30 protein-coding genes are annotated in these 21232 nt (G+C 57.4%); 15 read left to right on the top strand and 15 right to left on the bottom strand.

Annotation, left to right across the window (positions count from 1 at the left end; all coding sequences use genetic code 11):
• Window position 1 precedes the first annotated feature (1 nt).
• Genes grxD through SynMEDNS5_RS06710 form a run of 4 tightly spaced genes read right to left on the bottom strand, consistent with a single transcriptional unit; the run spans window position 2 to window position 1908 of the window.
• Window positions 2-325 carry a Grx4 family monothiol glutaredoxin gene (gene grxD / locus SynMEDNS5_RS06725; protein ID WP_186582685.1) on the bottom strand — a complete coding sequence of 108 codons (324 nt, stop codon included), beginning with the start codon at window positions 323-325 and terminating at the stop codon, window positions 2-4.
• A 27-nt stretch (window positions 326-352) separates the two neighbouring features.
• A complete protein-coding gene (locus tag SynMEDNS5_RS06720; protein WP_186582684.1) occupies window positions 353-586 on the bottom strand; it encodes a BolA family protein in 234 nt (77 codons plus the stop codon).
• A 55-nt stretch (window positions 587-641) separates the two neighbouring features.
• A complete protein-coding gene (locus SynMEDNS5_RS06715) occupies window positions 642-1184 on the bottom strand; it encodes a hypothetical protein (protein WP_186582683.1) in 543 nt (180 codons plus the stop codon).
• A gap of 25 nt (window positions 1185-1209) precedes the next feature.
• Complete coding sequence (locus tag SynMEDNS5_RS06710) at window positions 1210-1908, bottom strand: 1-acyl-sn-glycerol-3-phosphate acyltransferase (protein WP_186582682.1); 699 nt, start codon at window positions 1906-1908, stop codon at window positions 1210-1212.
• 133 nt (window positions 1909-2041) lie between these two features.
• On the opposite strand from SynMEDNS5_RS06710, the gene SynMEDNS5_RS06705 reads away from it, so the two are divergent.
• The 4 genes from SynMEDNS5_RS06705 (at window position 2042) to SynMEDNS5_RS06690 (ending at window position 3859) form a co-directional block, all read left to right on the top strand.
• Window positions 2042-2785 carry a pyridoxine 5'-phosphate synthase gene (locus SynMEDNS5_RS06705; protein WP_186585887.1) on the top strand — a complete coding sequence of 248 codons (744 nt, stop codon included), beginning with the start codon at window positions 2042-2044 and terminating at the stop codon, window positions 2783-2785.
• A gap of 2 nt (window positions 2786-2787) precedes the next feature.
• The gene (locus SynMEDNS5_RS06700) at window positions 2788-3108 is read left to right on the top strand and encodes an MgPME-cyclase complex family protein (protein WP_186582681.1); all 321 of its coding nucleotides are present in this window, start codon (window positions 2788-2790) and stop codon (window positions 3106-3108) included.
• A gap of 38 nt (window positions 3109-3146) precedes the next feature.
• On the top strand, window positions 3147-3371 hold the full coding sequence (locus SynMEDNS5_RS06695) for a hypothetical protein (RefSeq protein ID WP_186582680.1): 225 nt from the start codon (window positions 3147-3149) through the stop codon (window positions 3369-3371).
• Between the two features lie 104 nt (window positions 3372-3475).
• Window positions 3476-3859: a YraN family protein gene (locus tag SynMEDNS5_RS06690; RefSeq protein ID WP_255440040.1), complete on the top strand. Its 384-nt coding sequence runs from the start codon at window positions 3476-3478 to the stop codon at window positions 3857-3859.
• Window positions 3860-3873: 14 nt separating this feature from the next.
• Here SynMEDNS5_RS06690 and SynMEDNS5_RS06685 read toward each other — a convergent pair whose 3' ends face one another.
• Both SynMEDNS5_RS06685 and SynMEDNS5_RS06680 read right to left on the bottom strand, forming a co-directional pair.
• A complete protein-coding gene (locus tag SynMEDNS5_RS06685; protein WP_186582678.1) occupies window positions 3874-4113 on the bottom strand; it encodes a hypothetical protein in 240 nt (79 codons plus the stop codon).
• An 85-nt stretch (window positions 4114-4198) separates the two neighbouring features.
• On the bottom strand, window positions 4199-4798 hold the full coding sequence (locus SynMEDNS5_RS06680; protein ID WP_186582677.1) for a nucleoside kinase: 600 nt from the start codon (window positions 4796-4798) through the stop codon (window positions 4199-4201).
• Between the two features lie 120 nt (window positions 4799-4918).
• On the opposite strand from SynMEDNS5_RS06680, the gene rsmA reads away from it, so the two are divergent.
• The 7 genes from rsmA (at window position 4919) to SynMEDNS5_RS06645 (ending at window position 10913) form a co-directional block, all read left to right on the top strand.
• On the top strand, window positions 4919-5761 hold the full coding sequence (gene rsmA, locus SynMEDNS5_RS06675) for a 16S rRNA (adenine(1518)-N(6)/adenine(1519)-N(6))-dimethyltransferase RsmA (RefSeq protein ID WP_186582676.1): 843 nt from the start codon (window positions 4919-4921) through the stop codon (window positions 5759-5761).
• The gene (ispE, locus tag SynMEDNS5_RS06670) at window positions 5758-6687 is read left to right on the top strand and encodes a 4-(cytidine 5'-diphospho)-2-C-methyl-D-erythritol kinase (protein ID WP_186582675.1); all 930 of its coding nucleotides are present in this window, start codon (window positions 5758-5760) and stop codon (window positions 6685-6687) included. The genes rsmA and ispE overlap by 4 nt, the downstream gene beginning before the upstream one ends.
• Complete coding sequence (locus SynMEDNS5_RS06665; protein ID WP_186582674.1) at window positions 6684-7034, top strand: DUF3082 domain-containing protein; 351 nt, start codon at window positions 6684-6686, stop codon at window positions 7032-7034. Before ispE ends, SynMEDNS5_RS06665 begins: the two co-directional genes overlap by 4 nt.
• A 182-nt stretch (window positions 7035-7216) precedes the next feature.
• On the top strand, window positions 7217-8200 hold the full coding sequence (locus SynMEDNS5_RS06660; protein ID WP_186582673.1) for a pyruvate dehydrogenase complex E1 component subunit beta: 984 nt from the start codon (window positions 7217-7219) through the stop codon (window positions 8198-8200).
• 3 nt (window positions 8201-8203) lie between these two features.
• Window positions 8204-9676, top strand: coding sequence for a protein translocase subunit SecD (gene secD, locus SynMEDNS5_RS06655; RefSeq protein ID WP_186582672.1), 1473 nt, complete (start codon window positions 8204-8206; stop codon window positions 9674-9676).
• Between the two features lie 3 nt (window positions 9677-9679).
• Window positions 9680-10672, top strand: coding sequence for a protein translocase subunit SecF (secF, locus tag SynMEDNS5_RS06650; RefSeq protein WP_186582671.1), 993 nt, complete (start codon window positions 9680-9682; stop codon window positions 10670-10672).
• Between the two features lie 37 nt (window positions 10673-10709).
• Window positions 10710-10913: a hypothetical protein gene (locus SynMEDNS5_RS06645; RefSeq protein ID WP_370593511.1), complete on the top strand. Its 204-nt coding sequence runs from the start codon at window positions 10710-10712 to the stop codon at window positions 10911-10913.
• A gap of 20 nt (window positions 10914-10933) precedes the next feature.
• On the opposite strand, the gene SynMEDNS5_RS06640 is transcribed toward SynMEDNS5_RS06645, so the two are convergent.
• Window positions 10934-11716 carry a hypothetical protein gene (locus SynMEDNS5_RS06640; protein WP_255440039.1) on the bottom strand — a complete coding sequence of 261 codons (783 nt, stop codon included), beginning with the start codon at window positions 11714-11716 and terminating at the stop codon, window positions 10934-10936.
• Between SynMEDNS5_RS06640 and SynMEDNS5_RS06635 the strand changes: the two genes are divergently transcribed.
• A complete protein-coding gene (locus SynMEDNS5_RS06635; RefSeq protein ID WP_186582669.1) occupies window positions 11666-12148 on the top strand; it encodes a flavin reductase family protein in 483 nt (160 codons plus the stop codon). The genes SynMEDNS5_RS06640 and SynMEDNS5_RS06635 overlap by 51 nt on opposite strands.
• A 253-nt stretch (window positions 12149-12401) precedes the next feature.
• On the opposite strand, the gene SynMEDNS5_RS06630 is transcribed toward SynMEDNS5_RS06635, so the two are convergent.
• The 4 genes from SynMEDNS5_RS06630 to mnmH are packed head-to-tail and all read right to left on the bottom strand — an operon-like array spanning window position 12402 to window position 15949.
• Window positions 12402-13403, bottom strand: coding sequence for an AI-2E family transporter (locus tag SynMEDNS5_RS06630; RefSeq protein WP_186582668.1), 1002 nt, complete (start codon window positions 13401-13403; stop codon window positions 12402-12404).
• The gene (locus SynMEDNS5_RS06625; protein ID WP_186582667.1) at window positions 13400-14479 is read right to left on the bottom strand and encodes an AI-2E family transporter; all 1080 of its coding nucleotides are present in this window, start codon (window positions 14477-14479) and stop codon (window positions 13400-13402) included. The genes SynMEDNS5_RS06630 and SynMEDNS5_RS06625 overlap by 4 nt, the downstream gene beginning before the upstream one ends.
• Window positions 14476-14865, bottom strand: coding sequence for a photosystem II reaction center protein Psb28 (psb28, locus tag SynMEDNS5_RS06620; protein ID WP_186582666.1), 390 nt, complete (start codon window positions 14863-14865; stop codon window positions 14476-14478). Before psb28 ends, SynMEDNS5_RS06625 begins: the two co-directional genes overlap by 4 nt.
• Before the next feature lie 28 nt (window positions 14866-14893).
• Entirely contained in the window at window positions 14894-15949 is a 1056-nt protein-coding gene (gene mnmH / locus SynMEDNS5_RS06615) for a tRNA 2-selenouridine(34) synthase MnmH (RefSeq protein WP_186582665.1), read from the bottom strand.
• A 39-nt stretch (window positions 15950-15988) separates the two neighbouring features.
• Here mnmH and SynMEDNS5_RS06610 point away from each other — a divergent pair, with 39 nt between their 5' ends.
• Window positions 15989-16705, top strand: coding sequence for a GUN4 domain-containing protein (locus SynMEDNS5_RS06610; RefSeq protein WP_186582664.1), 717 nt, complete (start codon window positions 15989-15991; stop codon window positions 16703-16705).
• 81 nt (window positions 16706-16786) lie between these two features.
• Window positions 16787-17251, top strand: coding sequence for an ATP-binding protein (locus SynMEDNS5_RS06605; protein WP_186582663.1), 465 nt, complete (start codon window positions 16787-16789; stop codon window positions 17249-17251).
• Here the strand turns inward: SynMEDNS5_RS06605 and SynMEDNS5_RS06600 are convergent.
• The 3 genes from SynMEDNS5_RS06600 to SynMEDNS5_RS06590 all read right to left on the bottom strand — a co-directional run bounded on the left by SynMEDNS5_RS06600 (window position 17211) and on the right by SynMEDNS5_RS06590 (window position 19231).
• Window positions 17211-17459: a DUF6439 family protein gene (locus SynMEDNS5_RS06600; protein ID WP_186585885.1), complete on the bottom strand. Its 249-nt coding sequence runs from the start codon at window positions 17457-17459 to the stop codon at window positions 17211-17213. The genes SynMEDNS5_RS06605 and SynMEDNS5_RS06600 overlap by 41 nt on opposite strands.
• A 316-nt stretch (window positions 17460-17775) precedes the next feature.
• On the bottom strand, window positions 17776-18093 hold the full coding sequence (locus tag SynMEDNS5_RS06595) for a copper-binding protein (RefSeq protein ID WP_186582662.1): 318 nt from the start codon (window positions 18091-18093) through the stop codon (window positions 17776-17778).
• Window positions 18094-18160: 67 nt separating this feature from the next.
• Window positions 18161-19231 (bottom strand): class I SAM-dependent methyltransferase, encoded by a 1071-nt coding sequence (locus tag SynMEDNS5_RS06590; RefSeq protein ID WP_186582661.1) that lies wholly within the window; start codon window positions 19229-19231, stop codon window positions 18161-18163.
• A gap of 149 nt (window positions 19232-19380) precedes the next feature.
• Here SynMEDNS5_RS06590 and SynMEDNS5_RS06585 point away from each other — a divergent pair, with 149 nt between their 5' ends.
• On the top strand, window positions 19381-19650 hold the full coding sequence (locus tag SynMEDNS5_RS06585; protein WP_186582660.1) for a hypothetical protein: 270 nt from the start codon (window positions 19381-19383) through the stop codon (window positions 19648-19650).
• Window positions 19651-19659: 9 nt separating this feature from the next.
• Here the strand turns inward: SynMEDNS5_RS06585 and glnA are convergent, their stop codons facing one another.
• A complete protein-coding gene (gene glnA, locus SynMEDNS5_RS06580) occupies window positions 19660-21081 on the bottom strand; it encodes a type I glutamate--ammonia ligase (protein ID WP_186582659.1) in 1422 nt (473 codons plus the stop codon).
• Window positions 21082-21232: the final 151 nt, after the last annotated feature.

Here is a 21232-nt window from a genome sequence, read left to right as displayed (position 1 = left end):
CTCAACTAGCGAGAGCGACTTCGAGCTTTTCTTTCAATTCTCCGTTGTTGTACATCTCGATGAGGATGTCAGAGCCACCCATGAATTCCCCTTTCACATAAACCTGGGGGATCGTCGGCCAGTCAGAGAAGTCTTTGATGCCCTGACGCACTTCCATATCTGAAAGCACGTCAAAGGTTTCAAAGCTGATCCCGAGAGCGTTGAGGATCTGAACAACATTGTTCGAGAAACCGCACTGGGGCATCAACTTGGTGCCCTTCATGAAAACAAAGACAGGGCTGGAGCTGATAAGAGCCTCAATACGGGACTTGGTTTGAGCATCCATGGGTCGACGTCGTAGAACTAGAGGAGATCAGTTTGGAGTGGAGGTGTTGAGAGCCAAGGCGTGGATCGCTTCGCTTTTCAGTTCGTCCTTCAGGGCTTTGTACACCAGCTGGTGCTGACGAATACGGTTAAGACCGTCGAAAGCTGAGGACACCACACTCACCTGCAGGTGATCGCCACCTCCGGTGAGATCTTCCACACTCACCTGGGCATCGGGGAGGGCACGGCGTATGGCAGCGCCAACGGCGTCGGGCTGAACCATGAGGTCCGGAAAGAACAACCATGATGCTGGCAGATCAACGCAGCGGTTGGACTGGTCAGCTGCCCGGCGCGCTCTGGCCACCCCGGAATGGCGTGTCGACAAAACCGAGCTCGACGAGGCTTTGGTAAGCCTTCTGGCCTTCGGGCTTCGCTGGTGTCATCAGCCGTACGACTTCTACGAGAACAGGCACGGCCACCTCAGGTTGATTTTGGCGGCGGAACAGAGCAGCCAGCCTCAGGTTCGCTTGGGCCAGAAGGGAGAGAGCTTCGCGCCCTTTGGTATCCATTTCGCGAGGAATTCTGGCGTCGAGGCCACGAAAGGCCCCACTCAGGTCGCGATAGAAAGCCAGCAGCTGCTTCGCAGCAGTACGAGCGCTGTCGTAGTCCTTTTTGGCTTGATCCAGGTTCCCTGCCGAGACGGCGGAATCACCCCGTTGGATGAGGGATTCAACTGCTGCCACATTGAATCCTGCGCCGCTTGAGGCGAGAACCTTATCGACAGAGGTTGCACTGGAATCCGTCGCGGTCTGACCCAGTGCAGGGCTGACGAACAATCCGGCCGTCAGAGCGAGCGCCGAGCAGATGAGGCGGGAGCGCATGGTCGAACTCTTTAGTTCGCGGACTTTAAAGGCATTCCATGGGACGTCCAATGGCCCTCCTTGCCGCTTGTTCAGCCGCCTGCATCCTCTTCACAAGGAGTTGGTTGAAGTGATCAGTTTGTTCTCTTCCTCTCCCGGCGACAAGCAGTGCCTCGCCAAAACAGATGGCAGCACGACTGCGGGGTCCAGGTCGCAGTGGGTTGTAAGCCAAACCAACCGGTACGACGGGGACCTTTACTCCCTGCCTCAAGGCCATTTGGGCCAGACGAGCCAATCCCGGCTCCAGAACGATTGGTTCGTCGTCGCGATTGATCCGTCCCTCGGGAAAGACAACAAGCTGCTGATCGTTGGCCAGCAGATCAAGCGCGTATCGGAGCGTTGTGAGCGAGGGTTTGTCTTGATCAACAGGAAAACATCCAAGGCGATGAAGAAACCAGCCCTGGAGGCCTGTCATTTCAGTGCGCGTCACCATGAACCGACAGTCGCGTCCGGAGATGCGACGTCCTGCCGCCATCGGCAGCATTAGGGCATCCCATCGGGCTCGGTGGGTGGGCGCCAGAAGGATTGGACCCGTCATTGGGAGATGCTGGCTTCCGAGCACCAAGCGTTCCCGAAAGTATCCAGGTAACGCGAGATCTTGGGTGACCACCATGGCTAAAGAAGCCCAGAGCGGGTCGATGCCCGTTTGAAGGGCTGAAGCTCGTGTTGCCAGGCTGCTGGGCACCGCCTTGAGCCGCTAATCGTCTGGGTGGAAAGCTAGGCCTTGGCCTGCACTTCCTAGCGTCCAGCAGGGCAGTTGATGCTGCGGCCGTTCAATCGGCCCGGCTCCATAGGATTCAGTTTTGGAATCTCCCGCCGTGGCCAGCCTCGGGGTCAACATCGACCACATTGCCAACGTGCGCCAAGCACGGCGAACTGTGGAACCGGATCCAGTGCCGATGGCGCTATTGGCTGAGCTTGGTGGAGCCGATGGGATCACGGTTCACCTTCGTGAAGATCGCCGCCATATTCAGGACCGGGATGTGGAACTGTTGCGTCAGACGGTGCGGACCCGCCTGAATCTGGAAATGGCGGCAACCGATGAAATGATCGCCATTGCCCTGCGGGTGCAGCCCGACATGGTCACCTTGGTGCCGGAACGACGCGTGGAGGTCACGACTGAAGGAGGATTGGATGTGAGCAGCCAACGCGTTGACCTCACGTCCAAGATCAGTCGTTTGCAGGACGCTGGAATTCCAGTCAGCCTGTTTGTGGATCCCGAGGTGGGGCAACTTGAGGCCTGCCGTGACTGCCATGCCCGTTGGATTGAGTTACACACCGGCACCTACGCCGAATCCAAGTGGACTGATCAACCGTCTGAACTGGCACGCCTAACCGAAGCCACCGGCTTGGCGCGTTCCATGGCCCTAAGAGTGAATGCGGGCCATGGCCTTACCTATCAAAACGTTGAACCGATTGCGGCCATCGAAGGCATGGAAGAGCTGAATATCGGCCACACGATCGTGGCTAGGGCCGTTGCTGTGGGTCTTCAGCAAGCCGTTCGGGAGATGAAGGCCTTGGTTCAGAATCCCCGTCGGGACCCTCTTTTCGGAAGCTATTGATCATGACGACGTATCACTTCGTTGCGGCCAGCGAGCGGTTTCTCACCGAAGAGGAGCCGCTCGAAGAGGTCCTGAAAGAGCGCAGACGTCATTACTCCGAGGAAGGAAAGGACATCGATTTCTGGTTGATTCGCAGACCTGCGTTTCTGAATAGCCCCGAGCTATCGGCGATCAAGACTGAACTACCTGCGCCATCTGCGGCTGTGGTTTCGACTGACGCCACCTTCATCACCTTCATGAAGCTGCGTCTTGAGTATGTCCTGGAAGGCCGTTTTGAAGCTCCGAGTCACAGCATTCCCGATCCACTTGCCTCTTTGTTCTGAGGGTCATCCACACTGGGTTTCTCCACGATCGAAACCAGATGCGTTCCCATGCCTGCATCGCACTGATGGTGATGTCGGGATTGCTCTGTTTGCCAGCTCGATCGGATTCAGGTGGTGGCTGGGAGTCTTGGGTCTACAGCCTCACGCCGGAACAGCTGTGCGCTGCGTACCTTGACGACATCGTCACCGATGAGGATCTTCCAGGTGGACGTGGCCAGGATCCCTGTCCTGAAGATGCTCTTTACAAGGACTACCCCTGGTGACTCAATCGAGGGACCTGGTGGTCTTGCTCCTGTTCTCAGAACTCTGATGTTGGAGGGGAATGCTTTGTGGGCAGACACTTTTTAGCTGGGTGAACACAAAGTTGATGTCGGCATCATCCGGACTCTGGGCTGAGGCGAGGGCTCTGCGTCTGTTGCAGCGCCGTGGTTGGACACTGCTGGAGCAGCGCTGGTCTTGCCGCTATGGGGAGATCGACCTGCTGCTGATCAAACCGAATGCCATGGCTCATCGATTGCTGGCCGTTGAAGTGAAAGGGCGCCGGCGCTGCGGACCAGATGGTTGGGGGCTTGCCGCTTTTGATGCCCGCAAGCGCCAGCGGTTGGCCCTGGCCCTGAACAGCTGGATGTCCTTCAACCCTCACCATGCTCTCAGTCAGCTCGAAGTGGTTTTGGCCCTGGTTCCCCTTCCTCCAAGTCGTCGTGCTGTGCGCTGGCTCAAAGTGCCTGATCTCGGATCAACCGATTGGTGAGGCAAGGCTTGGCTTCAGAAGCGCAAGCGACAGGTTGTGGCTTGAAATGTCACCTCCTGACTGCTGTCTGAACTGTCAGGGTTGTACGCGAAGGGTGCCCTGCGACCAGTCCCGAACTCAGCTGCACCGCACTGCACATCGCGACCATCGATCTCCATGGAGAACTCTTCGAGATTGATGCTTTGTTCCTGCACCTTTTCAGGTCTTTCCGGTTCGATTGGTAACGGTGGAGGGGCCACGGGGTGGGACGCCATCAGAAGGTGCAGTCCCGTCATCAAGGTCCAGACCAGCACGCCATCAACCACAGGCACTTCCCCACGCTAACGAGCGGTCAAGGCGTCAATGCGTCCGCTTGGACGAGCAGAGATCGATGATCCTCACAAGTGCTTCAGTCAAGCCTCTATCGGTGCGCGTCACCACGACATCCGCTTCCTCTTTGAGAGGTTTGATGAAGCGCCGTTCGCCAGGAATCATCTGCTTGAGCATTTGTCTCAGCACAGATGCCATCGTTCGCTCTCGCTCTCGCGTGTCCCTGCGCAGTCGGCGCAGCGCTCTCACCGCCAGTGACTCCTCCAGGTAGATCAGCAGATCGGGAGGGACGCGCTTGAGAAGCAGCTGAGGTCCGTAAGCGCCCTCCAGAAGCACAACATCGCCCTCGTTATCGAGAGGGGTCCAGTGAACCGCGCGCGACCCCATGTCGTAACGGCGGCGCTGCTTGAGTAGCCCCGAGCGCAGGGCGCTCAAGTCGTCCATCAGGCTGTCGGCATCGATGGCCTCCACCGTGTCGAAGCCAAACAACGGATCGGGGGTCCAGTGCTCGCGGTAGTAGTCGTCGCAGCCGATCACGATGGCTTGGATCCCTGCGTTCTGAAGTGCTGACGCCAGCAAACCGGTAAACAGCGTTTTTCCTGCTGCAGAGGGCCCGCAGATACAGATCAAAGGCGTCGGCGAGCCCTTCAGATGACAACACTTCAGCTTCCATTCATTCTGAAGCCTCGTTCTTGGTCAGTCAGGAGGAACAGGCCTGCTGATGCACAGTGATGGGATGACATCGATGTGATGAGTTTCGGAGGCCACTCGCCACGCAAGCGTTTCGGGCAGCATTGGTTGCGCGATGAACGGGTGCTGGATCGAATTCTTGAAGCATCCGAACTCGGAAGCGATGACCGCGTCCTGGAGGTCGGTCCTGGGCGTGGAGCTCTCACCGAGAGGCTTCTGGCGTCCTCTGCTGCTGCGGTGCATGCCGTTGAACTGGATCGTGACCTGGTCTCAGGACTGCACGATCGTTTTGGTGGATTCCCGCAGTTTTCTCTTCGCGAAGGAGATGTCCTCGAGGTGCCCCTGACCCTTCCTGATGGTCAGCTGGCCACCAAGGTCGTCGCCAATATTCCTTACAACATCACCGGTCCCCTGCTGGAACGGCTGATCGGCCGGCTGGATCAGCCGATTGATCCTCCCTACCAACGCTTGGTTCTGCTTGTGCAGAAGGAAGTGGCTGAACGCATCCGCGCCAGGCCCGGTGCGAGCAGTTTCAGCGCCCTGAGTGTTCGCATGCAGCTGCTGGCCCATTGCAGCAGCGTTTGTGCAGTCCCTCCCCGTTGTTTTCAACCTCCACCGAAAGTGCATTCGGAGGTGATCCGCCTTGACCCCCTTCCTCAGGAGCAGCGTCCGGACCCTGTCACGTGCCGTCGCGTGGAACGTCTGCTCCGGCAGGCATTTCAGGCGCGCAGGAAAATGCTGCGCAACACCCTTAACGCAACTCAGCCTTTCAGCGAACTGGAGACAATCACACGGCAGGCCGGGATTGATCTAAGTCAGCGTCCGCAAGAGGTGGCCCCCAATGCCTGGGTGGAGCTCGCCAGGGGCTTGAATCAGGCCGACTCCGCTGCGTCCTCTTTATGACGGCCCCGGTCTGCGTCACTGCGCCCGCCAAGATCAATCTGCATCTCGAAGTGCTTGGCCTGCGTGCCGATGGTTTTCACGAGCTGGCCATGGTGATGCAGAGCATCGACCTCAAGGATGAGCTGCGTTGCGAAAACACATCTGATGGCAGCCTTTCTCTGAGTTGTGACGCCGCAGAACTCAGCTGTGGTCAGGACAACCTGATTGTCCGTGCCGCTCAACTGCTCAGGGAACGGTCCGGCTTCAGCGAACTCGGTGCGCGGATGCACCTGAGCAAACGCATTCCGATCGGAGCAGGACTGGCGGGTGGTTCCAGCGATGGAGCGGCTGCTTTGGTGGCACTCAATGAGCTCTGGGGCTTGGGCGTGGGTGTGGACCAACTGGAGCGTCTGGCTGCTGAACTGGGTTCCGATATGCCGTTTTGCGTCGCCGGCGGAACGCAACTGTGTTTTGGACGGGGTGAACGACTGGAGCCTCTGCCGCCTGTGGAGGCCAAGCTTGGACTTCTTCTGGTGAAGGATCCTGGGGTCAGTGTTTCTACCCCCTGGGCTTACAGCGAGTGCCGTCGCCAACGAGGCAATGTGTATCTCCATGACGAAGCAGCGTTTGAAGCCCGTCGTCAGAATCTCAGAGCAGCCCAATGGCTGCACCCCCTTGGTGGGAAGTCGCCGCCATTGCGAAACGATCTCCAAACTGTTGTTGCGCCCCTGACACCGTCTGTAAAGAACGCGCTGAGGTGTCTCGAAACCTTGCCGGGCTGTCTTCAGGCGGCGATGAGCGGTTCGGGCCCGAGCTGTTTCGCGCTGTTTTCCGACCGGGATGGGGCCGATCGTGCCAGGGATGTGGTGCAGGATCAACTGGAAGAATTGGGCTTGCGGAGTTGGAGTTGCTCGTTGATCCCTCACGGGGTCAAGCTGATGGGATGAGCGTGCGCCAGCCGGCCGATCAGGCCAAAACCTCCACGATCAACAGTTCTGACTCGGCTGTTGAATCCAAGCCCCGTAAGGGGCCACTGAGCTTCCTTTCGGGATCGCTCACCAGCTTCCTGCTGGCGTGGCTCAGCTTGGGCCTGAGCAAGGGGATGGTGGCTTATTTCGCTGCCCACCCCCCATCCTTCAGCAATGCCATTGCCCAGAGCATCGCCTCAGCCTTGAAGACCTTGTTCACAGGAATGTGCTTTTTGGCCACATTCAGCTTCGCTTTCATCGGCCTGGGCCTGCTGCTGGTCTTTCTTCGCAGTCTTTTCACAAGACCCGATGGTGACGCTGCCTAGCGTCGAAGAAGAAATGGTCCCTTGATGACCCTTCATGATCTCGGCCAGCTGATTCTGCTGCTGTCCCCTGGGCTGCTTCTCTCTGTGCTTCTGCTGGCTACTTTTGCGGCTGGAGGCTGAAGTTGCCTGGGCTGAGATAGCTTGGCCACTGACGCCGGCATGGCCGGGATTGCAGCAACGCCGTGGCAGGGACGCTTCTCTTCAACGCACTTCGTGAAGCCATCGATGAAGAAATGGCTCGGGACCCCCATGTCTGCGTGATGGGTGAGGACGTTGGCCAGTACGGCGGGTCCTACAAAGTCACCAAGGATCTCTACGAGAAGTACGGCGAACTTCGCGTGTTGGACACACCGATTGCCGAAAACAGTTTCACAGGAATGGCCGTCGGCGCTGCCATGACGGGGCTTCGGCCCATTGTGGAGGGCATGAACATGGGTTTTCTCCTCCTGGCCTTCAACCAGATCTCCAACAACATGGGGATGCTCCGCTACACCAGCGGTGGCAATTTCACGATCCCTACCGTGGTCCGTGGTCCGGGGGGTGTCGGTCGCCAGCTTGGAGCCGAGCACAGTCAACGTCTTGAGGCTTATTTCCACGCCGTGCCAGGCATCAAGATCGTTGCCTGCAGCACCCCCACCAATGCCAAGGGGTTGATGAAGGCTGCCATTCGCGACAACAATCCCGTGTTGTTTTTCGAGCATGTATTGCTCTACAACCTCAGCGAGGAACTGCCGGAAGGAGACTTCACCTGCGCCCTTGATCAGGCCGACCTCGTCAAGGAAGGGGGAGATGTCACCATTCTCACCTACTCACGCATGCGTCACCATTGCCTGAAGGCTGTGGAGCAGCTGGAGGCCGACGGTATCGATGCAGAACTGATTGATCTGATCAGTCTCAAGCCCTTCGATATGGAGACGATCGCCCGGTCGATTCGCAAAACCCATCGCGTGATCGTTGTGGAGGAATGCATGAAGACCGGTGGCATCGGAGCCGAGTTGATCGCGCTGATCACTGAGCACTGTTTCGACGAACTCGACGTCCGACCGATTCGCCTTTCGAGCCAGGACATTCCAACGCCTTACAACGGCAATCTTGAGAACCTCACGATCATTCAGCCTCACCAGATTGTCGAAGCAGCACAGACCATCGTTCGTCAGGGGCTCTGATCGATGGCCCGTCAACAGGGCTGGTTTGCCCTCATCCTCGCGCTGACGATCGCGGCAGCGTCTGTTCTTTCCAGCTTCCCTCTGCAGCTCGGTCTTGATTTGCGCGGGGGCAGTCAACTCACCCTTGAAGTTCAGCCAGCCGGTGCAATCACTGCGATCAAGCCTGAACAGCTTGATGCTGTGAAGCTCGTGCTGGAGCGTCGCGTTAACGGACTGGGTGTGGCTGAATCCACCTTGCAGACCGTCGGGAATGACCAACTGCTTCTGCAGCTCCCCGGTGTGACCGATCCAAGCCGTGCCGCCCGCGTTCTCGGCAGCACAGCTCTGCTCGAATTCAGAGCTCAGAAACCCGGCACTGAAGAGGAGATGCGCAGCCTTCTGCAGCTTCGTGCTCAGTTGGAAAGTGTTTTAGCTGCCAAAGCGGAGACTTTCGAAGACGATGACGCTTCCATCAATCCCGAGGACTTAGCCAAGGTTCAAGAGGCTCTCGGCTTAGACGGTAACGCCAACAGTGAAAAGGAGCAGCTTGAGCAGCTCCTCGAGCGCACCAATTCAGAGATCGTTGATCGTTTTGAACCAGCAGCTCTCACCGGTAAAGATCTGGTGACTGCCGGTCGTCAGCAACGACAGAATTCTTCCGGATGGGAGGTCACCCTCGGTTTCAATGCTGAGGGGGGGGATCGCTTCGCCAAGCTCACCCAATCCATCGCTGGAACCGACCGGCTCCTCGGCATCGTTCTCGATGGCAGACCGATCAGCGAAGCCAGTGTGGGTCCTGAATTTAAAGCTGCTGGTATCGCTGGCGGAGCCGCCACTATCACAGGTGATTTCACAGCTGAAGAAGCCAGGGATCTTGAGGTTCAGCTTCGGGGTGGATCGTTGCCTCTTCCCGTTGAGATCCTCGAGGTGCGCACCATCGGACCCACGCTTGGGGCGGAAAACGTCCGTCGCAGCCTGATTGCTGCTTTGTCTGGCCTGGTTCTGGTCGGCGTCTTCATGGTGGTGACCTACCGCCTTGCCGGAATTGTTGCGGTGATGGCTCTAGGCCTATACGCCCTGTTCAATCTGGCGGTGTACGCCCTCATCCCCGTCACACTAACGCTGCCGGGGATCGCGGGTTTCATCCTCAGCATTGGAATGGCAGTGGACGCCAACGTCTTGATTTTTGAGCGAATCAAGGATGAGTTGCGTCGCGGCAACACCCTGATCCGTTCGATCGAAAACGGTTTCAAAGAAGCCATTTCCTCAATTCTTGATGGACACCTCACCACCCTGATCAGCTGCGGAGCGCTCTTTTTCCTTGGTACAGGTCTGGTCAAAGGCTTTGCGGCCACTCTCGGCATCGGTGTCGTCCTCAGTCTCTTCACTGCCCTCACCTGTACGCGCACTCTGCTGCGTTTCCTGATGAGTTATCAGGGGCTGCGCAGACCCACCAATTTTCTGCCCGCCGGGCAACTCCCCTCGTCTGCCGCCTGAGCCATGGCCATCTCCAGTTCCGATCAAGACCGTTCTCTCCGTTTGCCACTCACGAGCCGCAGGCGTCAGGTTTGGTTGATCTCCGTGTTGGTGCTCCTGTTCAGCCTGAGTGGCATTGTCATGAGCTGGACCAACCCCCAGATCCGCTCTCCTCTCAGGCCTGGGCTTGATTTCACTGGTGGCACCAAGATCCAGTTGGAACGTCGCTGTGCTGAGGCCTGCCGTGATTTGAGCGTCAGCACCATCGAAAAAACCCTGGCTTCGATTCAACTTCCCGTAGAACCCGGCCGAAGGGCTCCAAATCTGGATGCTGCCAGGGTTCAACTTCTTGATCGTGGGCAGTCGGTGGTTCTGCGGATGCCAGCTCTTACGGCATCGCAGGGACAGTCGGTGATTCAGGCCCTAGAACCCGTTGCCGGTCCCCTTGAAGCTGGAGGCCAGTCTGTCGACACGATTGGACCAAGTCTCGGCGGTCAGTTGCTGCGCAGCAGCTTGATCTCCTTACTGGTTGCTTTCTCAGGGATTGCTCTTTACATCACTCTCCGCTACGACCGACGCTTTGCGTTTCTGGCTCTTGTGGCACTCGCTCACGACATCGTGATTGTTTGTGGTGTGTTTGCCTGGCTCGGTTTGCTCACGGGTCTTGAGGTTGACAGCCTGTTTGCCGTTGCTCTCCTCACCATTGCGGGCTACTCGGTCAACGACACGGTGGTGGTGTTCGATCGCATTCGTGAACGTCAACGGGAGGACGGAGATCTTCCGCTCACGGTGCAAGTCGATCGAGCCGTTTCCGCAACGTTGACTCGCACGTTGTACACAAGCGGGACCACCTTGCTACCTCTGATTGCTCTGATTCTCTTTGGCGGATCAACGTTGTACTGGTTTGCTGTCGCTCTGGCTCTTGGTGTTGTGGTGGGGAGCTGGTCCAGCATCGCGTTGGCCCCCTCACTGCTCACCCTCTGGCCGAGTCGTAGCGGTGCCCAGGCCAGTGCCTGAGGTGAAGACAAGCCCAAGGGAGCGCTCTCAACAGTGGGTGCCGCTGTTGCTTTTAATCCTGGCGTTCCTGGATTTACGGACAGAACTTCGTCTGCTGCTGGATCAAATCACGCTGACAGCGCTCCTCTACACCTTTCGTCAGCACACCCTTGCCGTGGTTGTGCTGATGCTCCAACCTTCTCTCTGGTTCCATTATCGTCGCGGTCGAGTCACAGTGATATCAAAAGATCAGAGCACCTGATTTCTCTCTTCCCTAGATGACTAATATCTGAACTGCTTATAAGTTTTGATGTCCAGGGATTCCCTCTTGGAGTTTTTGATCAACTCATCACGACTGATCGCAAGTTCGACACAATTGATTCGACGGTAATCCTCAACCAAGGTGCACGATCTCCGAGGTTCTTTAATTACGATAACATCAATATCATCGATCACCTTGGTTTTGGGGATCTTGGCTTCATCGCTCCGAGATGATTGCCCCTGTGGCAGGTCGCTGGTCTGTTGGAAAGAGCAGAGTTCTTTGGCCAGGTCGTTTTCTGCCAGATCCAAACATTCGGCATAGTCCGCTTCGATCTGAGCGCGACGGCGCTCATCGGCAAGCATTTCCAATTTGAGCAGCTCTTGCTTGCTCAGAGGTACGGACCGCCTGGTGCGTTGCGTCGTACTCACACTGAATTCACCACCCTCCCTGATCCAGCGTTCTGATGCGGCCTGGGCTGCGTCTTTGGAGGGGTAGTCAGGGAGGATCGTTTCAGCTTCCAGCGCAGATGTTGAGCGCCGGGCATTGGCGTAAAAGAGACCTGCGTAGAGAAGAAGCCCAATCACGCTGCTTCCGGCCACTGTCGCGAATACAACCAGGGAGGAAGGCCTCTCCAACACTTGAGCCTGAGCGGAACGGAAAGCTAGCAGTTCAGTGGCGGTTAATAACCCTCGGCTGTCCAGCTGAGAATTTGCTGGATCTAGGGTGGAAAGAGATAAAACGGAGGGGTCGTGATGACTCTTGATCTCGAAGCCAAGAAAACGCTGTTGCGCAAAATTCCCCATGGACTCTTCATCTGCGGGGTGGCCGAGGGTGATGTGGTCAATGGATTCACAGCAAGCTGGGTTACCCAGGGTTCCTTTGAGCCACCCCTTGTGGTGATGGCTGTGAAAGCTGACAGCACCAGCAATGGAATGATCCAGCGCACAGGCCGTTTTTCTCTCAACGTGCTTGCCAGCGATCAGAAGGATCTGGCTGCTGTGTTCTTCAAGCCCCAGGCAGCCGTGGGTGGCCGTTTTGAAGCGGCACCCTATGAACTGGGTCCTCTCGGCTTACCGATTCTCAAGGATGGTCTTGGGGGCGTGGAGTGTGAGCTGGTTGGCCAGCTCGCCCACGGCGATCACACGGTGTTCATCGGGGAAGTTAAATCCTCCAAACTGCATCGCGATGCTCCTGCTCTTGAGCTGGGGACAACGGGTTGGCAGTATGGCGGCTGATCGCGTTGGTCCATCGCCTTGGCGATGGACCACAGTAGGGATGATCTTTGGTCCGAGGACCCAGCGAGAGAACTTAATAACGAAATCTCGGAGCTTCAAGCCCGAGTTGCGTTCCCGCACCACTGGAGCAGCGGGGAGCACGAGCAGCACCTCGAGAGATTGCGCCAGCTCAACGATCAAAAACGGCAGTTGGAGGACTACAGCGAGAAGTAGCAGCGACTGCACCCTTGTGCAGATCCGTTCGGATGGGTTTCTAAGTCCAACGGTCCATGATGCGTTGAACCACGACTTGCTCCATTCCCACTTGAAGCACCACGACAAGAGGCAGCGCTAACAGCACGCCAGGAAGACCCAGCAATGCCCCCAGGCTGAGCTGGGACGTCAGTGCCACCGTTGGCAACAGATTCACTGTCCTACGCAGGAGAAGGGGCGTCAGCAGGAAAGCCTCCAGGTTCTGAATCACTAAGCGCAGCGCCAGCACCTGCACCATCAACGCCGGGGAGATCAGCAGAGCAATCCCAAGGGGGAGCAGCGTGGCAGCAGTCGGGCCGATTGTGGGGACGAACGTGAGCACACCACAGATCAAGGCACTCAGCAAAGCCAAAGGAACTCTCAGTGCCGCCAGACCGGCCCAGGTCAGAAAGAAGACTGCGGTCGCCGAAAGTGTCATTCCAGCCAGCCAGCCTCCGAGAGCCGCCCTGCAGGAGTCGAGCACTTCAGCCATCGCGGCCCTTGCAGGCCTCGGCGTTGCTGCGATCACCATGCGCCGATGGGCTTCGGGATCGAGAGCGAGGAGAATAGCGAGAAGGCTCATCAGCAGAACCTGGATGAAGCCGTTGGCAGCTCCACCGGCGAATCCAAGCAGCTGAGATCCCACAGGTTGAACCTTGTCCCAGCTGAACTGCTCAGGAATGGTTTGATTCAGTTCCGCGAGCTGGGGCTGGCTGGCCAGAATCGTTCGAATTTTGCCGAGAAGGCTTGGCAAAAGCGATGTGAGCTGACCGAACTGCGTGATCAGCTCTGGTAGCAGCAAGCGGAAGACCCCCAGGCCTCCAATGATCAGCAGCACCACCACAACGAGGAGTGCCAGGGACCGCTGGATCCTGAAGCGATCAATCAATCCCTGCACCGGTACGTCTAGGGCGACGGCCAAGACGACAGAACCAAACAGGACCAACAAGACCCAACGCAACTGCCAAACCAGCAGTGTCAACACCACCAGGGTCAGAGCAGCCAGCAAATTGCGTGGATTCATGCGTTAACCCGCCGCTTCTTCCAGGGGTCGAGAAGATCGTGAATCACGATTTCACGGATCAGCACCTGCAGCACAACGGCAAGTGGCAAGGCCATCAACAGACCCAGTGGGCCGAACAACACCGTGAAGATGAATTGAGCCGTGAGCGTGAGACCCGGAAGCAGATTCACCTGGTGCTGCATCACTGAAGGGGTGATCACATAGCTTTCAACGTTCTGAATCACCACATAGAAAACGAGAACGGCAAGGGCTTTCCAAGGGGCATCCACGAGGGCAACCGACATGGGAAACACCGTGCTGAGAGTGGGGCCCACGTTCGGGATCACGTTGAGAAGACCTGCCAGGAGTGCATTGGCGACGACAAGCTTCACGCCCAGCAACGTGAGACCGATACCAGCGAGAACTGCAACACAAAATGAGCTGATCAGCACACCGATCATCCAGCTGCTGAGCGCATCACCACATTGGAGCAGGATGGTTCTCGCTCTGCGTCGATAGAACGAGGGCACCAACTGAATCCCCACTTCTCGGTAGGCCACCGGCTGGATGCTCACCATCAAGGTCACGGCAATCACGAACAACAGCTGAACGAGACCGCTGCCGACGTTTCCTGCCAATCCAAGCAATCCCTTCAGACTCCCGGTAACTCCTGAGGCCAGAGCGGAGCCGCTCGGGAGCCCTGAGAGGCCGTTGGAGAGATCAGAGGGAGTGATCGCCGGTTGAGAGTTCTGGCCGTAGACGAGGGTCGATGCGGAACTCAGCCAAGCGGTGATGATCTGCTGCAGTTCCCTGGCGGCAGCTGGGAGTTGCAGCAGAAGCTGCTGAAACTGGCTGAAAAACGGAGGAAGAATCACTGCTACCGCGATCGCCACCACGGACGCCAACCCGAGCAAACACACCAGCAATGCAAGCGGCCTCGCCAGGGACCAGCGCTCACGTAGGGCTCCCACCAAAGTGCAGAGAGCCATCGCCAACACAACCCCTGCGAAGAGGTGAATCAGAACGTCACGCAGGCTCCAGAGCAGTAGCCCGGAAATCAGCAATGCCGCTAACCCGAGCCAATGCTGAAACTTCACCCTTCAGATGCTTCGTCGGCGCCTTCATTGTCACCTGAGTTATTCGAATAACCCAGCCCTTTGGTTTCGGCGTAGCGTTCAGCAAAACGCATGAAGCGTTCAAAATCCTGCTCTGTTTTCCAGGTGTAAGTGGCCTCCAGGGCCGATGGCTTGCCGTTAACGAACTTGCCATTGACCTCGCGGGTCACCATCTCACCTTCCTCATCCACCATCCACATACCAGCGATATTGCCGAGAGTTTCTGGAGCCAGAGCTTCAGGTTGTTCAAAGATGAATGTGGCCTGCCCCGTACGCCCATCCCGGCTGCGGGTGAGCCTGATATCAGGCACAACGGGTTCATTTGTACCGCGGAAGAACTGAATCGCCGCCTTGTCGCCGTCTGCCATGGATCGATCGTCCGCGCAAGCTGCGATCTTAAGAGCAGACCATTGCAGAGACGACGCTCTGTTCAACCAGAAGTTCGGCTGCTCCTTTGGGATCGACTCCCTCCAGGTCAATCGTTGAAGACGCTGGGTTGCGTTCCAACTCTCGGTCGTAGCAACCGTCGTAGTAGGCAAGCATTGCCATGCATGCATCGGACCAGCGCTGTTGATCGATGGCTTCCAGGGCCTCGCGTGTGCGCTGAGGCCCCAAACGCCGCTTGATTCGTTCGGTTGCTTCCCGCAAGGCGGTTGCGTCGTGAACGGCGTACACGCCCACGAGACGATCGATCCGCTCCTTATCACTGCGGCGGATCTCAAGAACAGGGGCCCTCTGCATTTGCTGAAACAGGGCCCTGGGAATTCTGCAGCGGCCAACCTGAGCACTCTCGGCCTCGAGCCAGATTTCCGAGGCTCTTCGGCGAGCATGTCCTTCAAGCGTCTCGGCCAGTCGATTCTCGTAATGCTCCGTGCTTGGTTGCTCCGGCAATCCGAGATTGCCGAAACTACTTCCGCGGTGATGGGCGAGGCCTTCGAGGTCCACCACTGCCACCTTTTGGCGTTCAAGCTCCAGAAGCAGGTCTGTCTTGCCGGTGCCTGTTCGTCCTCCGAGCACCTTGAGAGGCCAGGGCGCCTCAAAGCTCTGCAGCACCCACTGCCGGTAGCGTTTGTATCCGCCCTCAAGCAGGCACACCGGATGATCACTTAAGCCTGCCAGCCAGGCCATGCTGTTGGAGCGCATCCCGCCTCGCCAGCAGTAGAGGCGTAAGGGTTGCGCTGGTCCCCCGGCACTCCGGGTAAGGGCTTCCGACAGATCCCCTAGGCGAGGGCCGCAAAGGGTTAAACCGAGTTGGATGGCCGCATGGCGACCCTGCTGCTTGTAAGTGAGCCCGACTTCATGACGCTGCTCGTCCGTGAAGAGAGGATTGTTGATGGCTCCGGGCCAGTGTCCCTGATGGAACTCCCTTGGCGTGCGAACGTCGACCAGCGGACCTGCCGCTTCGCGGAATGACTCGACACTGACTGCTGTCGTGATGCCCATGCCTGACATAGTGGGCCAACGTCGAACCTGCCGAGCCGGCAGGACGTCATGCTCTCCGGAAGAACTCCAACCCAAGATCTCAGCATCGACAAGCTCCTCGACCGCTTCGCGAACGGCTCAGCCCGCCAGCGTCGCGCGACAGCTGTTGCTTTGGAAAAGGCTGCTGATGCCTTGGCTGCTGTTGCAGCTGAGGCTCTAAAGCCCTACGAGCCAAGTGGTGACGACTGGGCCGCTGGCTGGATTCTCCAAGTTCTTCGCCGGCATCAACCTGAGGCTCTGGCTCGAATTCCCAGAGTTGAATCCGATGGTTGGTTCGAGACTCCCTCGGCTCGAGGTATCGACTACAGCCCAATGCAGCGAGCGTTGCTTGATGAAGACTTCGAAGAAGCCGATCGTCTGACCAGCTGCGTGTTGCGTGAGCTTGCGGGGGATCAGGCCGAGAAGCGGGGTTACGTGTATTTCAGCGAGGTACCACCCATGGAGGGACTTGACCTGGCCACTCTGGATCGTCTCTGGATCGCCTACTCGCAGGGACGCTTCGGCTTCACGGTTCAGGCACGCTTGCTGAAGGCTTTGGATGGTCGATATGACAGGCTTTGGCCGAGAATCGGCTGGAAGCTTGACGGCACTTGGACCCGGTATCCAGGTGCTTTCCAGTGGTCTATGGAGGCTCCGGAAGGGCACATGCCATTGATCAATCAGCTTCGAGGTGTTCGTCTGATGGATGCGTTGCTGTCCCATCCAGGACTTCAGCCCAGGATCTGAATCCTGGGGAGGCCTTCATCTCCTTGTGTTTGGCATGGCCTTCTCCCCTCGTTATGGTCGAAGAAGGATGGATCAGTCCGAATGTTCAGCCGCTATCTGCCTGTCTTTCGGTGGGCTGATTTCATCCTCCCGTCAACGTTGCAGCTGAGCCCTCTCCTGGAGCTGCTTCTCGAGCCTGTTGATTGCCAGGAAACCTCTTGCAGGTTGCAGCTCGGATTGCAGGAAGCCATCGTCAATGCCGTGCGTCATGGCAATGCCGGTGATCCTGGCAAATGTCTGCGCATTCGTCGGATTCTCACTCCCAACTGGTTGATCTGGCAGATTCAAGATGAGGGCAATGGGCTTCCCGGCCCCGCGCGCATCGCCTGCCTGCCTGAGCAGTTGGATGCGGATCATGGGCGGGGCTTATTTCTCATGCACCAATGTTTTGATGACATCCGCTGGAGCTCACGCGGTAACAGGGTGCAGCTGGCGTGTCGCCGACCTCGGCGATCTCCCAGCATTGTCAACGGTGTGGGCAGCCGGGATCTTTCAGTTCTCGTCTGATCCATCCCAGAGCCTGTTCAGTCAGCGCTTCTACATCTCCTCTTTCTCCATTCTGGAGGAGCTGCGTAATCGCTGCTGCAAGCAGCTCAGCTCCGCGACGATCCGCATTCGATTTCAACCGGTGCCAATCGCGGTCTCCAATGCTGAGTGACTGATGCAAAGCCTTTGCTTGATCCACCGCACCGTCAGGCCAGAGATTCACTGTCAACGCTGATACCTGCGAGAAGCTCTTTCTAGTCTGAATGGGCGACGCGTAGCGGCGGTGACCAAGCCTCACCGATTTCATCAACGACCACTCCACCATTTGAGCCGGCTGGCAGGTCTGCAGCCCAGAAACTGGGAACATTCTGATCTCACATCCCGACGGCGTAAGCAACAACGCCGCTTGCTTCAGCGGTGTGTTGACGCCGACCCAGAGGGATTTCGTTGGCTTTTCAGTCGAGAACGAGGTCAACGCTTCTGGAAGGCCCTGCGATGGGGCGGGCCTGGACTCCTGATCGGATGGTGGTTAGGCCGAAGTTGATTCAGGCCGCCACGACAGGCTGCTGAACGACAACCAGGGAATCGGGAGGTTCGGGAAGGGCTCCATCGAGAGGAGGGAGATCCGATGTGTTGCTGTCGGGAAGCATCTGGCCTTTGATCCAGGCCTGGTGAAGGGCTCTGCGGCGACGATCTTCCGCGAGGACAAGGCGATCTGCTGCGGACTGGGGGCTTTCGCCCGGGTGCACCGCGGTGCGCAAACAAATGCCGAAGCCATGTGCTTCAACCTGAACCTTGCCTTCCATCAACACCAGCTGAAAAGTCCAGCCATGCAACCAGCGGATCCTGAAAGGATTCGTCATCGGCGGACACTCAAGTCTTTGCACCTTATGGGGTTCCACCACCGAAGCAAGGCGGTCTGTCAGGGAATCACTTCGTGGCGGTATCTGGCTTGGTGGCACACCACACGCGTGCCATGAAGTGAGATTCAGCCTGCACATTGCAGAAACCAGCGTCCACCAGCCTCTGATCGATGTCATCACTGATGTAATCGCGGTAGTAAGGCTCGTGAAACACGCGTCGAAAATTGTCCATGGCCACATCGAACTGGGGGGAATCCTTCAACTGAACGGAGTCGGCGAGTACCAGGACCCCACCAGGTTCAAGAAGTCGATAACAGTCCTGAAGGACGGCCTGTCTGGCATCAGCGGGCATTTCGTGCATCAGAAAGACGCAGGTCACAGCCTGAAATCCACCCTGATCAAAAGGCATCCGTTCGGCGTTTCCTTGCACAAGCTGAACAAGGCTGCTGCGGCCCTGGTTCAACCACCGATTGGCTTGACGAAGGTAGGCCTCAGATAGGTCCACCCCGACGAGCGTCGCTTGGGGCAGTGCGGCTCGAATCTGATGGAGGGTTCGTCCAGTACCTGTAGCGACATCGAGCACGCGCAGGTTCGCCTGTGAGCGGTTGGAGAAGTGTTTCAGACCATTCAGCAGGAATGGAAGGATCCTGCGACGCATCGCATCAGCGGCACCATTGAACAGGATGTCGACCTGGAGGTCGTAGAGCTCTGCGGAATGATCTGAGAGATAACCATCGGTTTGATGGTGAAAGTTCTGGAGGTAGTAGTCGGGATACAGGTCCCGATCCGACAGATCCGGAAGATCCTGAACGTCTCTCGCTCTGCGACGTGCCCAGTTGGAAGGAAGATCAAGCCATACCCGTGGGTAGCGTTCTGCCCAGTCCAGCCATGGAATATCAAACAGAAGCGACTGCGGATAGATCCCCTCCTCGGCATCCAGCCAATCGCGGTCGTGAAGGGTGTTCAACGACTGCCTGAGAGCATCCATCATCTCGCCCGGTACGGGCTGCGTCTGCGGTACAACGTCTGGTGCCACCACCTCCATCACCTTGGTGCTCAGTTCCTTATGGACCAACCCCGCGAGGCTCCGTCCCTGCTGAAGGGTCCGATATGCAATCTCGGTGAAGCTGGGCGCCATGGCGGAGAGCCTGAACAAGCTGAATCATTCCAGTTGATCCTGGCGCTCGCCGTGGCTGTGACTGGAGCTTCCAGAGAAAGATCTGTGAAGAAGAAGCGAAATCGGTAGCTATTGCTACAGAATCAAATCATCGAACCAAGGAGGTCGTGATGATGATCCAATCTCAATCCACAGCTCCAAGCATCAAGTACTCCACCAACGTGCTGGAGCGTCGGCAACGAGCTGCTGCAGAGTATTTGGCTTGGGCGGATCACCATGCTCAGGAGGTTGCCCGCGCAGAAGCAGCCCAAGTGCAGCTTGAAAGTCACCAGGAACTGGATCAGCGCAGTGCTTCTGCTCAGCAGACGGTGTGGGCGCGTCGAAGAATGCATGAGAAACATCTCCACGACAGCGCCATGGCTCAGTTGCGGCACCGCTAACGCCTGGATTCAGGCGTCGTAGTACATGGTGAATTCGTGGGGGTGCGGACGCTGGCGTAGCTGCTGCACCTCTTCGTACTTCAAGTCGATCCAATTATCGATGAAGTCCTTGGTGAACACGCCACCTTCCATGAGGTAGTGGTGATCGGCGTTCAGCGCCTCGAGGGCACCATTAAGAGATGCTGGGACCGTGGCGATCTCACTCAAACGCTCAGCAGAAAGCTCGAACAGGTCCACATTGGTGGGAGCACCCGGGTCGATCTGATTCTTGATGCCATCGATGCCCGCCATCATCATGGCGGAGAAAGCCAGGTAGGGATTTGCCAATGCGTCTCCCGAGCGGAACTCAAGGCGCTTGGCCTTGGGGTTTGGACCTGTCAGAGGAATCCGCACTGCCGCTGAGCGATTGCCCTCCGAATAAACGAGATTGACAGGAGCTTCGAAGCCCGGCACCAAGCGCTTGTAGCTGTTGGTCGTGGGGTTGGTGAATGCCAGGAACGAAGGTGCGTGCTTCAGAATTCCGCCGATGTACCAGCGTGCAGTCTGGGACAGGTTGGCATCCGTGCCCTCGCCGAAGAACAGAGGTTGCTCGGCTTTCCAGAGGCTCTGATGCACGTGCATGCCGCTGCCGTTGTCGTTAAACACCGGTTTGGGCATGAACGTGGCGGTTTTGCCGTATCTCTTGGCCACGTTGCGAACAACGTATTTGTAGGTCATGGTGTTGTCCGCAGCTTGAATCAGCTGTGCGTATTTCATGCCCAGTTCGTGCTGTCCAGCACCAGCCACTTCGTGGTGGTGCTTTTCGATGGGGATCCCTAGTTGGGCCATTAACAGAAGCATCTCGGAGCGGATGTCCTGCGCCGTGTCGTTGGGTGAAACGGGGAAATATCCCTCCTTCAACTGAATCTTGTAGCCGAGATTGCCGCCTTCTTCGAGCCGTCCTGTGTTCCAGGCGGCTTCAATGGTGTCAACGCTGTAAAAGCTTCCTCCCTCACTGGAGTTGTAGCGAACGTCATCAAAGAGGAAGAATTCCGGCTCCGGCCCGAAGAAGGCCGTATCAGCAAGGCCACTGCCGGCCAGGTAAGCCAATGCTCTTTGAGCCAGGGCTCGGGGACAGCGGTCGTACGGGTCTCCCGTCCGAGGGTCCTGAATCGAGCAGATCATGCTCAATGTTTTGTGGCTGTAAAACGGATCAATCCAGGCCGTTGATGGATCAGGAACCATTGCCATGTCTGACGCATCAATGCTCTTCCATCCGCGGATGGAGGATCCGTCAAAGGCAAGACCTTCGTTGAAGGACTCCGCATCCAGAAGATCGGAACAAATGGTGAGGTGCTGCCACTTGCCGTGGAGGTCGGTGAACTTGAGATCAATCAGCTCAATGCCTTCATCCTTGATCTGACGGAGCACGTCCTGGGCGGTGGTAGCCATTGGCGTCAGTGATTTATGGGATAGCGAATTGAACGTAGGGATCGCCGTGCACAGGTTTTGTATCAATCAGTACAGTTTTTCTCTCATGGAAATTCATTCGGTCGGATTGCCAGCTTGGTAACCGTTTCTGTCAAGTTCCCGGGATCCCACG

It is taken from the genome of Synechococcus sp. MEDNS5 (assembly GCF_014279875.1).
Lineage (GTDB): Bacteria > Cyanobacteriota > Cyanobacteriia > PCC-6307 > Cyanobiaceae > Synechococcus_C.
Note: the sequence above shows the minus strand (reverse complement) of the source record. Positions and strands in the feature narration are given on the sequence as shown.

Coding starts and splice junctions, on each gene's coding strand:
- grxD (WP_186582685.1), bottom strand. CDS start 325: ATGGATGCTCAAACCAAGTCCCGTATTGAGGCTCTTATCAGCTCCAGC.
- SynMEDNS5_RS06720 (WP_186582684.1), bottom strand. CDS start 586: ATGGTTCAGCCCGACGCCGTTGGCGCTGCCATACGCCGTGCCCTCCCC.
- SynMEDNS5_RS06715 (WP_186582683.1), bottom strand. CDS start 1,184: ATGCGCTCCCGCCTCATCTGCTCGGCGCTCGCTCTGACGGCCGGATTG.
- SynMEDNS5_RS06700 (WP_186582681.1), top strand. CDS start 2,788: ATGACGACGTATCACTTCGTTGCGGCCAGCGAGCGGTTTCTCACCGAA.
- SynMEDNS5_RS06695 (WP_186582680.1), top strand. CDS start 3,147: ATGCGTTCCCATGCCTGCATCGCACTGATGGTGATGTCGGGATTGCTC.
- SynMEDNS5_RS06690 (WP_255440040.1), top strand. CDS start 3,476: ATGTCGGCATCATCCGGACTCTGGGCTGAGGCGAGGGCTCTGCGTCTG.
- SynMEDNS5_RS06685 (WP_186582678.1), bottom strand. CDS start 4,113: ATGGCGTCCCACCCCGTGGCCCCTCCACCGTTACCAATCGAACCGGAA.
- rsmA (WP_186582676.1), top strand. CDS start 4,919: ATGAGTTTCGGAGGCCACTCGCCACGCAAGCGTTTCGGGCAGCATTGG.
- ispE (WP_186582675.1), top strand. CDS start 5,758: ATGACGGCCCCGGTCTGCGTCACTGCGCCCGCCAAGATCAATCTGCAT.
- SynMEDNS5_RS06665 (WP_186582674.1), top strand. CDS start 6,684: ATGAGCGTGCGCCAGCCGGCCGATCAGGCCAAAACCTCCACGATCAAC.
- secD (WP_186582672.1), top strand. CDS start 8,204: ATGGCCCGTCAACAGGGCTGGTTTGCCCTCATCCTCGCGCTGACGATC.
- secF (WP_186582671.1), top strand. CDS start 9,680: ATGGCCATCTCCAGTTCCGATCAAGACCGTTCTCTCCGTTTGCCACTC.
- SynMEDNS5_RS06635 (WP_186582669.1), top strand. CDS start 11,666: ATGACTCTTGATCTCGAAGCCAAGAAAACGCTGTTGCGCAAAATTCCC.
- SynMEDNS5_RS06640 (WP_255440039.1), bottom strand. CDS start 11,716: ATGGGGAATTTTGCGCAACAGCGTTTTCTTGGCTTCGAGATCAAGAGT.
- SynMEDNS5_RS06630 (WP_186582668.1), bottom strand. CDS start 13,403: ATGAATCCACGCAATTTGCTGGCTGCTCTGACCCTGGTGGTGTTGACA.
- psb28 (WP_186582666.1), bottom strand. CDS start 14,865: ATGGCAGACGGCGACAAGGCGGCGATTCAGTTCTTCCGCGGTACAAAT.
- mnmH (WP_186582665.1), bottom strand. CDS start 15,949: ATGTCAGGCATGGGCATCACGACAGCAGTCAGTGTCGAGTCATTCCGC.
- SynMEDNS5_RS06610 (WP_186582664.1), top strand. CDS start 15,989: ATGCTCTCCGGAAGAACTCCAACCCAAGATCTCAGCATCGACAAGCTC.
- SynMEDNS5_RS06605 (WP_186582663.1), top strand. CDS start 16,787: ATGTTCAGCCGCTATCTGCCTGTCTTTCGGTGGGCTGATTTCATCCTC.
- SynMEDNS5_RS06595 (WP_186582662.1), bottom strand. CDS start 18,093: ATGACGAATCCTTTCAGGATCCGCTGGTTGCATGGCTGGACTTTTCAG.
- SynMEDNS5_RS06590 (WP_186582661.1), bottom strand. CDS start 19,231: ATGGCGCCCAGCTTCACCGAGATTGCATATCGGACCCTTCAGCAGGGA.
- SynMEDNS5_RS06585 (WP_186582660.1), top strand. CDS start 19,381: ATGATGATCCAATCTCAATCCACAGCTCCAAGCATCAAGTACTCCACC.
- glnA (WP_186582659.1), bottom strand. CDS start 21,081: ATGGCTACCACCGCCCAGGACGTGCTCCGTCAGATCAAGGATGAAGGC.